General features: G+C 60.2%; 12 protein-coding genes. 6 read left to right on the plus strand and 6 right to left on the minus strand.

Features of this window, described 5'->3' with window-relative positions; all coding sequences use genetic code 11:
• Positions 1-231 precede the first annotated feature (231 nt).
• The 3 genes from HU806_RS17030 to HU806_RS17040 all read left to right on the plus strand — a co-directional run bounded on the left by HU806_RS17030 (position 232) and on the right by HU806_RS17040 (position 3,962).
• Positions 232-2,160, plus strand: coding sequence for a RecQ family ATP-dependent DNA helicase (locus tag HU806_RS17030; RefSeq protein WP_186612593.1), 1,929 nt, complete (start codon positions 232-234; stop codon positions 2,158-2,160).
• Positions 2,161-2,267: 107 nt separating this feature from the next.
• Positions 2,268-3,494: a 3-hydroxyacyl-CoA dehydrogenase gene (locus tag HU806_RS17035; protein ID WP_186612595.1), complete on the plus strand. Its 1,227-nt coding sequence runs from the start codon at positions 2,268-2,270 to the stop codon at positions 3,492-3,494.
• Positions 3,495-3,542: 48 nt separating this feature from the next.
• A complete protein-coding gene (locus HU806_RS17040; protein ID WP_186612597.1) occupies positions 3,543-3,962 on the plus strand; it encodes an acyl-CoA thioesterase in 420 nt (139 codons plus the stop codon).
• An 84-nt stretch (positions 3,963-4,046) separates the two neighbouring features.
• Here HU806_RS17040 and HU806_RS17045 read toward each other — a convergent pair whose 3' ends face one another.
• The 4 genes from HU806_RS17045 to HU806_RS17060 all read right to left on the minus strand — a co-directional run bounded on the left by HU806_RS17045 (position 4,047) and on the right by HU806_RS17060 (position 8,946).
• Positions 4,047-4,529 (minus strand): glycine zipper domain-containing protein, encoded by a 483-nt coding sequence (locus tag HU806_RS17045; RefSeq protein WP_186612599.1) that lies wholly within the window; start codon positions 4,527-4,529, stop codon positions 4,047-4,049.
• Positions 4,530-4,780: 251 nt separating this feature from the next.
• Complete coding sequence (locus HU806_RS17050; protein WP_186612601.1) at positions 4,781-7,129, minus strand: FdhF/YdeP family oxidoreductase; 2,349 nt, start codon at positions 7,127-7,129, stop codon at positions 4,781-4,783.
• Complete coding sequence (gene fdhD, locus HU806_RS17055) at positions 7,126-7,965, minus strand: formate dehydrogenase accessory sulfurtransferase FdhD (protein ID WP_186612603.1); 840 nt, start codon at positions 7,963-7,965, stop codon at positions 7,126-7,128. Before fdhD ends, HU806_RS17050 begins: the two co-directional genes overlap by 4 nt.
• Positions 7,966-8,058: 93 nt before the next feature.
• Positions 8,059-8,946, minus strand: a complete 888-nt coding sequence (locus HU806_RS17060) for a LysR family transcriptional regulator (protein ID WP_186612605.1) — start codon at positions 8,944-8,946, stop codon at positions 8,059-8,061.
• 136 nt (positions 8,947-9,082) lie between these two features.
• Here HU806_RS17060 and lysM point away from each other — a divergent pair, with 136 nt between their 5' ends.
• Complete coding sequence (lysM, locus tag HU806_RS17065) at positions 9,083-9,523, plus strand: peptidoglycan-binding protein LysM (RefSeq protein WP_186612607.1); 441 nt, start codon at positions 9,083-9,085, stop codon at positions 9,521-9,523.
• Positions 9,524-9,570: 47 nt separating this feature from the next.
• On the opposite strand, the gene yrfG is transcribed toward lysM, so the two are convergent.
• Positions 9,571-10,233 (minus strand): GMP/IMP nucleotidase, encoded by a 663-nt coding sequence (gene yrfG, locus HU806_RS17070; RefSeq protein ID WP_186612609.1) that lies wholly within the window; start codon positions 10,231-10,233, stop codon positions 9,571-9,573.
• 88 nt (positions 10,234-10,321) lie between these two features.
• Between yrfG and nudE the strand changes: the two genes are divergently transcribed.
• Positions 10,322-10,888 carry an ADP compounds hydrolase NudE gene (gene nudE / locus HU806_RS17075; RefSeq protein WP_186612611.1) on the plus strand — a complete coding sequence of 189 codons (567 nt, stop codon included), beginning with the start codon at positions 10,322-10,324 and terminating at the stop codon, positions 10,886-10,888.
• Positions 10,885-11,712: a 3'(2'),5'-bisphosphate nucleotidase CysQ gene (cysQ, locus tag HU806_RS17080; RefSeq protein WP_186612613.1), complete on the plus strand. Its 828-nt coding sequence runs from the start codon at positions 10,885-10,887 to the stop codon at positions 11,710-11,712. Before nudE ends, cysQ begins: the two co-directional genes overlap by 4 nt.
• 131 nt (positions 11,713-11,843) lie before the next feature.
• On the opposite strand, the gene HU806_RS17085 is transcribed toward cysQ, so the two are convergent.
• Positions 11,844-12,299 (minus strand): YiiD C-terminal domain-containing protein, encoded by a 456-nt coding sequence (locus HU806_RS17085; protein ID WP_186612616.1) that lies wholly within the window; start codon positions 12,297-12,299, stop codon positions 11,844-11,846.
• Positions 12,300-12,306 lie beyond the last annotated feature (7 nt).

The following is a 12,306-nucleotide window of genomic DNA, read 5'->3' on the forward strand; positions in this document are numbered from 1 at the left end:
TTGAGCACCAGGCGTCCTGGCCTCGATGTAACGCATGAATTGGACGCGAACCTTAACCTGCAAATTGAAGGGAAACGAGGCATTAAAGTGCCCGGGTTTGTATCACCTCATGGCAGAGCGGAAGGACCCGAGGCTGTATCATCCGGTATCGTTTTTAACCCAACCTTTCTCGACTCGCTGCGCTGCCCGGCTAGGCTTTGGGCATCACAGCAGTCAAAGGAGCGACCGCTTATGCACAGCACCCTGGAACAGGTTTTCGGTTATCCACAGTTTCGTCCCGGTCAGGAAGCCGCCATCGGCGCGATCCTTGCCGGTCGGTCGGCGGCGGCGATTTTTCCTACCGGCTCGGGCAAGTCCCTGTGTTATCAGTTGCCGGCCTTGCTGTTGCCCCACCTGACACTGGTGGTCTCGCCGCTGCTGGCGCTGATGCAGGATCAACTGGCGTTCCTGCAGCGTCACGGTATTGCCTGCGCCAGTATCGATTCGGCCCAGAGTCGTGATGAAGCCAACGACGCCATGGCGCGGGTGCGCTCGGGGGAGTTGAAGGTCCTGATGGTTTCTGTGGAGCGACTGAAGAACGAGCGCTTTCGCAATTTCCTGCAACAGGTGCCGATTTCATTGCTGGTGATCGACGAGGCGCATTGCATCTCCGAATGGGGGCACAACTTCCGCCCGGACTACCTCAAGCTTCCCGATTACCAGCATCAGTTCAATATTCCCCAGGTGCTGCTGCTAACGGCCACCGCGACCCCTAAGGTCATCGCCGACATGCAGGCGAAGTTCGCCATCGCCGCCGATGATGTGGTGACGACCGGCTTCTATCGGCCCAATCTCAATCTGCTGGTCGAGCCCGTGCGTGGCGTGGACAAGCGTCAGCGGCTGGTGCAGTGGCTGGTCGAGCGGGCCGGGCAGCCGAGCATCGTCTACGTCACCTTGCAGCGTACCGCCGAGCAGATCGCTGGGCACCTGAGTCAGCACGGCATCGAGGCCGAGGCCTATCACGCCGGGCTGCCTCATGAGCAGCGCGAAGTTATCCAGCGGCGCTTCATGGGCGGCCAATGCAATTGCATCGTCGCGACTATCGCGTTCGGCATGGGTATCGACAAAAGCGACATCCGTAACGTGGTGCATTTCGACCTGCCCAAATCCATCGAAAACTACAGCCAGGAAATCGGCCGCGCGGGACGGGACGGCCAGCCGTCCGACTGCCTGGTGCTGGCTAACCGGGACAGCCTGAACATTCTTGAGAATTTTGTTTATGGCGACACGCCGGAGCTTACCGGTATTCGCTGCGTGCTCGATGAGTTGAAGGGCGCCGTGGATGACGGGCAATGGGAGTTTTTGCTGGGGCCGTTGGCGGACAAGAGCAATATCCGCCAATTGCCGCTCAAGACGCTGTTGGTGCAACTGGAGCTGCGCGGTCTGATTGCACCGCGCTATGCCTATTACGCGGAGTATCGCTTCAAATTCCTGACCGAGCCGCAGGCTCTGCTTGAGCGTTTCGAAGGTGAGCGAAGGGATTTTGTCTCGGCCATCATCCAGACTTCCAGTCGCGCCCGTACTTGGGCGACGGTTAATTTCGAGGGGATGTATCAGCAGTATCACGCGGAGCGGAATCGTGTGGTGAAGGCGTTGGATTATTTCCAGGAGAAAGGCTGGATCGAGTTGGAAAGCAAGCAGATGACCGAGGTCTACAACGTCCTCGACGCCGATTTTGATTCAAGGCTGTTGAGTGCGGAGCTGCACGCTGATTTCACTCGGCACGAGGAAACAGAGATCGGCCGGATCCACGCCATGCTCGAGTTGTTCGCCACGGACCACTGCCTTGGTCATCGATTGGCGCGCTATTTTGGCGATGACGAAGCGCCGCAGGAGTGCGGCCATTGTTCGGTATGCCACGGGCATGTCGCTCGCTTGCCGGAACCACCGTCGTTGCCGCCGCTTGTGGATGAAAGTTTCGAAAGCCTGTGTAGCGACTTTATCCACAAGCATGAGCAGCACACGGGCGACGTGCCTTGCGCCGAACGGCTGACCCGGTTTCTCTGCGGCATCAGCGTACCGCTGTTCACCAAGCTGAAGGCCCGAACGGTCCGTGGATACGCGGCGCTGGCGGAGTATCCCTATGCCGAAGTTCGCCACTGGACCCAGGCGCACCTGTGAACTGCATCCATCCGCTGAATGCCCTTCATCACACGAATAAATTTCAAAAATGTTCGGTGGCTGACTAATGTGAAGGCTGTCTTTGGATCGCCAACAAGGGAGCAAACATGAGCCAGACATCCTTCGATATCCAGCGCGCCGCCGTGGTCGGTGCAGGCACCATGGGCCGCGGCATTGTCATGTGCCTGGCCAATGCTGGCGTCGCCGTGCAGTGGGTTGATAACAATCCGCAAATGCTTGAACAAGCGCTGGCCACGGTGGCCGATACCTACGCCCACAATGTGCGCCAAGGGCGTATCGAACAAAGCGAGGCCGACGCCCGGATTGCCCGGATAACACGGGCGGATGACTACGCGGCGATTCGTAATGTGGACCTGGTCATCGAAGCGGTCTACGAGAACCTCGAACTCAAACAGAAAATATTCCGCGAGCTGGATGGCATGCTCAAGCCCGAAGCGATTCTGGCCAGCAACACCTCGGCGCTGGACATCGATGCCATTGCCGCGGCCACACGCCGGCCAACCCAAGTGCTCGGCCTGCATTTCTTCAGCCCCGCTCACATCATGAAGCTGCTGGAGATCGTCCGCGGCGCGCAGACGTCAAAAGCTGTGCTGGACGCTGCCCTGGCGTTAGGCAAACGCATGGGCAAGGTGAGCGTGATCTCGGGTAATTGCCACGGGTTCATTGGCAACCGGATGCTTCGTCCTTATGTGCTTGAGGCGCGCAAGATGCTGCTGGAGGGGGCGTTTCCCTATCAAGTCGACGCGGCATTGCAAGATTTTGGCTTCGCCATGGGGCCGTTTCGCATGTACGACGTGGTCGGGATCGATCTGGAATGGCGTGCGCGGGAACTGGCGGGCCAAGGCCAGGATGCGCCCGAAGTGCAGGTGGACAACCGTCTGTGCGAGTTGGGACGGTTCGGCCAGAAGAGCGGCAACGGGTACTATCACTACGAACCGGGCAGTCGTCAGGCTGAACATGATGTCGAGGTCGACGCGCTGGTGCAGCGGGTCAGCGAAGAGCTGGGTTTTCAGCGGCGCGAAATAGGCCCTGGGGAAATTCTTGAGCGTTGCCTGCTGGCATTGATCAACGAAGGCGCGAAGATTCTCCAGGAGGGCATTGCCGAGTCTTCCCACGACATCGACCTGGTCTACCTCAACGGCTACGGTTTTCCGGCAGAAAAGGGCGGCCCGATGGCCTGGGCTGACCAGCAAGGGCTTGGAGACATCCACACGCGCTTGCTGGAGCTCGAAACGAAGCAGGGCGACCAATGGAAGCCTGCTCGCTTGATCGGCGAACTGGCGGTGCAAGGCAAGGGCTTCTCGCAGCGGTAACCCTGGGACCGGCAACAAGCCCAAAACTGATAACCCTAAGGACACGTAATGCCCCAACGCAGCGAGTATCTGCACTTCCAGCCCGTGACCACGCGCTGGCATGACAACGACGTGTACGGCCATATCAACAATGTCACTTACTACAGCTTTTTCGATACGGCGGTGAATACCTATCTGGTCGAGACCGGCGGCTTGGATATCCATGAAGGAGACGTGGTGGGTTTCGTCGTGAGCTCGGCGTGCGATTACTTTGCATCGATCGCTTTCCCGGATCGGATTGAAATTGGCCTGCGCGTCGGAAAACTGGGCAACAGCTCCGTGCAATACGAGCTCGCGGTGTTCAAGGCGGGAGAGGATGAAGCCTGTGCGGCGGGGCGCTTCGTGCATGTATTCGTTGACCGGGCATCTAACCGGCCCGTGGCGATCCCGGATCGGCTACGCCAGGCTTTGGAACCCTTGGTGGCCTGAAACGAAAATCGCAGCCTCCGGACATTCTCTGACGAGAACGGCCGAAGGCTGCGATCTTTTTAACGGTCTGGATTAAACCAACCGTCAGTCATCGTGATAGCGATGTTTGTGCTTGTGCTTGCGATGCCCATAGGCATGGCCGCGGCCCGGGTGGCCATCACGGTAGTAGCGACGATCACCACGACGACCTTCATAACGGTCGTCATCGTCGTCCCGGCCCATGTAGTTACCCAGGGCGCCACCGGCGCCGCCGCCCGCTGCGGCACCGATCAGGCTCCCTGTGCTGCCGCCTACGCTACGGCCGACCACGTTACCACCGGCTGCGCCCAGCGCGCCGCCGATTGCCGCTTCGCCGCGGCTATGTTTGTCTGCGCCGACTGCGCTACCGCCCGCGCCGCCCAGGGCTGCGCCGATAGTGGAGCCGGTGTTGCCGCCCAGGGACTGGCCGACGACCGAACCCAAAACCCCGCCCAATGCGCCGCCTACACCTGCTTCGGCAGTACCGCCGGCAGAAGCGACGCCACTGACAAGGCCAAGGGACAACAAGAGAATGGAGGAGAACTTCATAGAGGAGCCTCAAAGGGATGACGGCGCGATCCTGAGGCTGGCTTCGCTTGGTTACAATCGAAATCCGACGAGTAACACGACTTGTGCACAATTGGCTAAGTTATTGTTTTTAGTGCGGAACTTAAGGTGTTTTTGCCGGTCTTTAGCTACTTCGGACAGGCCGTTTTCTTTGGAAAATGGCCTTTTTTGTGGGTGTTTGAAAATACGAGCGTAACGTGGCGAGGGAGCAAGCTCCCTCGCACAAGATCATGTCAGGCTGACTTGGCCATGATCAACCCGCTCTCGCTCGCTGCTTCCAGGCGGATCGCCACGAACTTCGAGGTTGGGGTGTGGCTGCCGTCGCCGGTGCTTTCCAACGGCACCAAGGGGTTCACTTCGGGGTAATAGGCCGCGGCTTGTCCGGCCGGGATGTCGAAGGCCAGCAACGTGAAGCCCTTGACGCGCCGCTCGCGCCCATCCTCCCAGAGCGAGACGATGTCAGCCTTCTGCCCCGGCTTGAAGCCCAGGCGGATGATGTCCGCTTCGTTGACGAACAACACATCACGTTGGCCCTTTACGCCGCGATAACGGTCATCAAGTCCATAGATGGTCGTGTTGTACTGATCGTGCGAGCGCATGGATTGCAGGATCAGGTCCGGCACTTTGCCCGTGGCGTGGGTGCGCTCATGAATCAGATCGGTCGGCAACCGGTTAGGCTTGAAGTTGGCGCGGCCCGATGGGGTATTCCAGCGACGGGCGCCAGCACTGTTGCCCAGATAAAAGCCGCCGGGGTTCTTGAGTTTTTCGTTGAAGTCCCTGAAGCCGGGAATGGTCTCGGCGATCAGGTCGCGAACACGGCTGTAATCGGCCACGAGCCAGTTCCAATCCACCGGGCGGCTGCCCAGCGTGGCAGCGGCGATGCCAGCAACGATCCACGGCTCGGAGCGCATCTGGTTCGACAGCGGCTGCAATTGGCCATTCGAGGCGTGAACCATGCTGAAAGAGTCTTCCACGGTCACCGCTTGCGGGCCTTCTGCTTGCACGTCGATGTCTGTACGGCCCAGGCACGGCAGGATCAGCGCCTCTTTCCCGTGGGCCAGGTGGCTGCGGTTGAGCTTGGTGCTGATCTGGACGGTCAGGTCGCAGTTGCCCAAAGCTTCGAAGGTCCGATGGCTGTCTGGCGTCGCCTGGGCGAAGTTGCCACCCAGCGCGATAAACACTTTTGACCGGCCCTCGGCCATGGCGTGGATCGCCTCGACCACGTTGTGGCCGTTTTCACGCGGTACCTTGAATTGGAAGCGTCGCTCCAGCGTGTCCAGGAATGCAACGGGCGGACGCTCGTTGATGCCCATGGTCCGGTCGCCCTGCACGTTACTATGGCCACGCACCGGGCAGAGTCCCGCGCCTGGCTTGCCGATGTTGCCGCGCAGCATCATCAGGTTGGCGATTTCCTGGATGGTTGCCACCGAATGGCGGTGCTGGGTGATGCCCATCGCCCAGCACATGATCACATTGCTGGCCTTGGCGTACATACGGGCTGCCTGCTCGATCTCGGCCAGGGTCAGGCCGGATTGCTCGATGATCTGCTCCCACGAGGTGTCATCGACCACCGCCAGGTATTCCAGCGTGTTGGTGCTGTGCTCATTGAGAAATGCATGATCGAACACCGCGGGTGCGCCGTTTTTCTGGGCTTCACGTTCCCATTGCAGCAAGAACTTCGCCATGCCGCGCAGTATGGCCATATCGCCACCCAAGGCTGGGCGGAAATAGGCAGTGTTGGTCGGTTTGTCGCCGTTGGTGAGCATTTCCAGCGGATGTTGCGGATGCTGGAAGCGCTCCAGGCCACGCTCCTTGAGCGGGTTGATACACACCACCTGTGCACCGCGCTTCACTGCTTCGCGCAGTGGTTCAAGCATCCGCGGATGGTTGGTGCCCGGGTTCTGGCCCCAGACAAAAATAGCATCGGCGTGCTCGAAGTCGTCGAAGGTTACCGTGCCTTTGCCCACGCCGACGCTCTGGGACAGCGCTACGCCGCTGGCTTCATGGCACATGTTCGAGCAATCGGGGAAATTGTTGGTGCCGTAGGCGCGCACGAACAACTGGTACAGATAGGCCGCTTCGTTGCTGGCTCGGCCCGACGTGTAGAACTCGGCCTGGTTTGGGCTGGAAAGTCCTTGCAGGTGTTTGCCGATCAAGGCAAATGCCGCCTCCCAACTGATGGGCTTGTAGCGGTCGGTTTCGGCGTCATAGCTCATCGGCTCGGTCAGGCGGCCCTGGTACTCAAGCCAGTAATCGCTCTGCTCCAGCAACGAGGTCACGCTGTGCTTGGCAAAGAACGCACCGTCGACGCGACGCTTGGTGGCTTCCCAGTTCACGGCCTTGGCGCCGTTCTCACAGAACTTCACCATGCCGCTTTCCGGCGAGTCACCCCAGGCGCAGCCGGGGCAGTCGAAGCCGCCGTTCTGGTTGGTCTTGAGCATCATGCGGATATTCTTCAGCGCGTTATCGCTGGTCAGCCAGGCCTGGGCAACGCTGATCAGCGCACCCCAGCCACCGGCCGGGCCCTTATAAGGCTTGTAGCGCGGTGCGGGTTTCTGGTTGGCTTGTTGATGATTGCTCACGCTTGATTCTCCATCGCAGGGCTGTAGACCCGCGGCGCACTTTTTTGCGGCAGGTGGATGAGATTGAGGTTGTGTTGGCGCGCCCACTGCACGGCGAGGCCCGTGGGTGACGACAGGCTGACCAGGGTCTGGACGCCCGCGCGCAATACTTTTTGAATCAGTTCAAGACTGCAGCGGCTGGTGACAATCGCCAGGCCGCCGGCTACTGGGATTTGTTGTCGGACCAAGGCCCCGATCAGTTTGTCGAGGGCGTTGTGCCGGCCAATGTCTTCGCGGCCCAGCAGCAACTCGCCTTGGGCGTCCATGAACAATGCTGCGTGTACCGCGCCGCAGTGCTGGCCCAACGGCTGGAACTGGCTGATACGCTGGCGCAGTCCGTCGAGCCATTGCGCAGGCGGTAGCGGGGCGCCGGGCAAGGCTTTGAGGTTTGGCAGCGCTTGTTCTACGGCTTCGACTCCGCAGAGTCCGCAGCCGCTGGTGCCAGCTAGCTGGCGGCGTTGCTGCTTGAGATTCCAGAAAGCGCGGTTGGCGATCGTGACTTGGGCGTATTGCGCGGAACCCGCCCCGCTCAGTTGCAGGTCATAGATATCCGCCGGGTCTTCAATGATGCCGCTGCCGAGGCTGAAACCGACGATAAAGTCTTCAAGATCAGTGGGCGTGACCAACATCACCGCTTGGCTGATGCCGTTATAGGCGATCGCCAACGCCACTTCCTCGGCCAGCGCGGTGCTGTCTGATTGAGAGTGGTCGAGATTGCAGTAGCGATAGCTCTGGCTGGCGGCTGGCGTGGAGGGTTCCACAGCAGGCACTGGACAGACCGGAGGCTTGTCGTTCATGGGCATCACTGAAAGTGAGAATAGTGGTAAGACTAAATGCGGCAATCTGCCACGTCTAATTGCTATTACTGATCTTCCAATAGATGACGTCGATCAAGAGATGGTGGTTGATTTCTGATAGAGGGCGAAACAAGCCTCGGCCAAGGCCGAACGTGGAGCGCCGCGCCGCATGATCAGCCCCAGCGGAACCAGGGTCTGGGCGTTTTCGATAGGCTGGATCCGCAGGTCTTCGGTGAGGACGTTCAGTCCGCTCTCCAACGGCACCACGGCGCAGCACAATCCACCATGCACAGCTTGTAACAATTGATGCACCGCGTCGGTTTGCAGCAGCGGTTGGGGGGCTAGGCCTCGACTGTGGAAACTGTGGTCGATGGATTGGCGAAAATGCATGCCGCTGGTAAGCATGCCCAGGGGCAGCTCCACCAGCGCTTCCCAGGTCAGCGGTTCCTCACCAAAAAAGAAAAAGCGTTGGTCATACAGCAGGCCCATGCGGGTATGGCTGAAGGGCAGGGCCTCGAAACGATCGTTGTCCAGGCGTTCCAGGTAGGAAATACCCAAGTCGATGCGGTTGTTTGCCAGCTGTTCGAGGATGCGTTCGGAACTCAAGGACGATAATTCGAAACGCAGGCTGGGGTGGTCGGTGTGCAGGCGCTGCATCATCGACAGCGGGTCGAAGTCCGACAGCGGCACCACGCCCAGGCGCAACGTTCCCACCAGATTGCCCCGGCAGGCCGCTGCTTCGGCCTGTAGCCCGTCGTAGGCCGCCAGCACGGTGCGCGCCCAGGCCAGCACTCGTTCCCCTGGTGCGGTGAAACCCTCGAAACGCTGGCCCCGGTTGACCAGCGGCAGGCCGAGCTCTTCTTCCAGGCTGCGCAGGCGCATTGACAAGGTGGGTTGAGTGATATGGCAACGGGCGGCGGCTTGGCCGAAGTGACGGGTTTCTTCGAGCGCGATGAGAAATTTCAGCTGCTTGATGTCCATCTTCGCTCCTGGGCGCGGGAAGATTGTGATTCTAGCGCCTTGGGCGTGGTGAGGTCATTGGTCGGTTGGAGAATGGGCTCGGTTGGCTTGGTCTAGTCTTATCCGTCTGGACATTTAAACCCAAGGAGCGTGCACCATGAGTATTTTTAGCTTTGTGAAGGAAGCGGGAGAAAAGCTTATCGACCTGCTGACTCCCGGCAATGCCAATGCCAGCGAGCAGTTGAAGGAACACATCAGCAAGGTCGGGCTGGGCAATCCGAATGTGCAAGCGACGATAGACGGCGACAAAGTCACCCTGACCGGTGAAGTCGGTAGCCAGGAGGAGAAAGAAAAGATCCTGTTAGCCGCGGGCAACATCGCTGGCGTCGGCAGCGTGGATGACCAGATCACCGTGACTGGGCCGGTGGCAAAGGCGGCGCGTTTCGTGACGGTGAAAAAAGGTGACACGCTCAGCGCCATATCCAAGGCCGAGTATGGTGACGCGAACCAGTACAACAAGATTTTCGAAGCCAACAAACCGATGTTGTCGCATCCAGACAAGATCTACCCCGGGCAGTCACTGCGTATCCCTGAGTAACCCGTACCCCCGTGGCGAGGGAGTAAGTCCCTCGCCAAAGGCTTGCACTAGAGCCCTTGGATCAGCGTCCGATAATCCGTTACCGCGTCGAACTCCCCCGTATCCTTCGGCCCCTTGCGACTGTCCGGCTCGCTGATCGCAAGCAGGTGCGCCACGCCGAAGTCCCTGGCGCTGCGCAGCACCGGCAAGGTGTCGTCGATAAACAGGCTGCGAGCTGGGTCGAAACTCAGGTCGGCTTGCAGGGCGTCCCAGAACTGCGGGCTCTCCTTCGGGAAGCCGTAGTCATGGGAACTGATCAAGCGTTCGAAGTAGGGTGCCAGTTCGATGCGTTCCAGTTTCAGCGACAGCGAATCCCGATGGGCATTGGTAATCATCACGACCCGTTTGCCTGCGCGCTGGATGGCCGCGAGAAATGTATCGGCATCTGGGCGCAGGGCAATCAAGTGGGCGGTTTCAAGTTTAAGTTCACGCACCGGCAGCTTCAGTTCGGCGCTCCAGAAATCCAGGCAGTACCACTGCAACTGGCCGGCGTTGCGCTCGAACAGCGGCTGCAACTCCATCTCGGCCATCGCGCGGCTGACGCCATGCAGCTCGGCGTAGCGCTGGGGCAGGTGCTCCAGCCAGAAGTGGTTGTCGTAATGCAGGTCCAGCAGGGTGCCGTCCATGTCCAGCAGAACCGTATCGATCTCATGCCAAGGCAACAAGGCCATAAAACTTCTCCAGCGGTAAGCAGATATCCGACACAAACAATCAGAATAGGCCGGGTATAGTAGCCCGCTATCGCCCAGGGAGCCGTTCATGCGCCAGAAACCCACCATACTCGACCGACGGATCGTCGCCACCAGCCGCCTGTTTTGCGTGGAGGAACTGAAACTGCGCTTTTCCAACGGTGTGGAGCGCACCTACGAACGCCTGGCGGGCAAGGGCGCAGGCTACGGCGCGGTGATGATCGTCGCGATGCTCGATGCCGACCATGCCGTGCTGGTGGAAGAATACTGCGGCGGCACCGATGCCTACGAGCTCTCGCTGCCCAAGGGGCTGATCGAGCCGGGCGAGGATGTGCTGGCGGCGGCCGAGCGCGAGCTCAAGGAAGAGGCCGGTTTTGGCGCGCGTCAACTGGAGCACCTGACCGAACTGTCGTTGTCTCCCGGCTACATGAGCCAGAAGATCCAAGTGGTGCTGGCGACCGACCTGTATGAAGAGCGGCTGGAGGGCGACGAGCCCGAGCCGATGCGTGTGGACAAGGTCAACCTGGGCGAATTGTCTGCCCTGGCCCAGAACCCTCAATTCACCGAGGGCCGAGCGTTGGCGGCGTTGTACCTGGCGCGTGACCTGCTGACCCAGCGCGGAGCCTACCTGCCATGAATTTCCCCCATCCCCTGATGGCGCCCGTAATCGAGCTGGCGCTTGAAGCCGGTGCGGCGATCCTGCCGTTCTGGCGAGCCAACGTAGAAGTTGCGCACAAAGCTGACGAATCACCAGTGACCGCTGCGGATATGGCTGCCCACGATGTCATCGTGGCTGGGCTGACCGCGCTGGCACCGGATATCCCGATCCTCTCGGAGGAGGACGCCGATATTGCCCAATGCGTGCGCGCCGAATGGAAACGCTGGTGGTTGGTGGACCCTCTCGATGGGACCAAGGAGTTCATCTCCGGCAGTGAGGAATTCACCGTCAACATTGCGTTGATCGAGGACGGTCGCGTGGTGTTCGGCGTGGTCTCGATGCCCACCAATGGCCGCTTTTATGTTGGCGGAGCGGGACTGGGCGCCTGGCGTGCCGACAAAGGCGTCGAGCCTTCGCCTATCGCAGCACGGCACGCGATGGCGCCCGGTGACGTGTTTACCATAGTCGCCAGCCGTCGCCACACCAGCCCGGAGCAGGAGCGCCTGTTGAGCGGATTAAGCGAAAGCCTGGGACCCTTGCAGTTGACCAATATTGGCAGTTCATTGAAGTTTTGCCTGCTGGCCGAGGGCGCGGCTGATTGTTATCCGCGGTTGGCGCCAACGTCCCAGTGGGATACCGCCGCCGCCCAGGGCGTATTGGAAGGCGCGGGTGGCGAAGTGTTGGACTTGGACGGCCAGCCATTTTGTTATCCGGCGCGGGAGTCACTGTTGAACACTTCGTTCCTGGCGCTGCCGGCGAAAGCGGCATGGCGTGGAAAGTTGTTGGAGCTTGCTCGTTCTTAAACCCTGATCTTTGGCCAGGAAGTTTTTGTGGCGAGGGAGCTTGCTCCCGCTCGGCTGCGCAGCAGACGCTTTGGGGCCGCTTCGCTGCCCAGCGGGAGCAAGCTCCCTCGCCACAGGGGCTGTTGCGCCAATTAACGGTGCAACACGTACTGCCCCTCGAATTGCACCGCCACCTTTTCGCTGCCTACATTCATCACTTGCGTCTGCAACGCCAGCCGTGCCCGGCCGTAACGCCGATAGGTGGCCAGGAAGCGTTTCCAGGTTTTCTCATCTGGTGCGTCACAGATGACAGTCCCATCGCCAGTGACGGGCAGCGGATAAGTGATCTGCCCTTCCTGAATGACGATGTGCCCATCCTCGATGCCTTCCTCGCGCAAGGCCAGGTGCAGCCAGCCCCAGCCGCCAAGTACCGCGCCGCAATACAGGCTGCCGCCGAACATGGTGCTTTTATGATTGACGTTGGCCGCAATCGGCAGGAACAGGCGCAGTTGTCGCGCCTGCCAATCGAGCACTCTCAGGCCCATGTCCTGGGTCAACGGGATGTCCCGGTGCAGGGTCGTTTCCAGGTAACGGCTGTCGCGGTTCATGCAGGCC

This window comes from Pseudomonas sp. SWRI154, from assembly GCF_014268645.1.
Classification (GTDB): Bacteria; Pseudomonadota; Gammaproteobacteria; order Pseudomonadales; family Pseudomonadaceae; genus Aquipseudomonas; species Aquipseudomonas marvdashtae.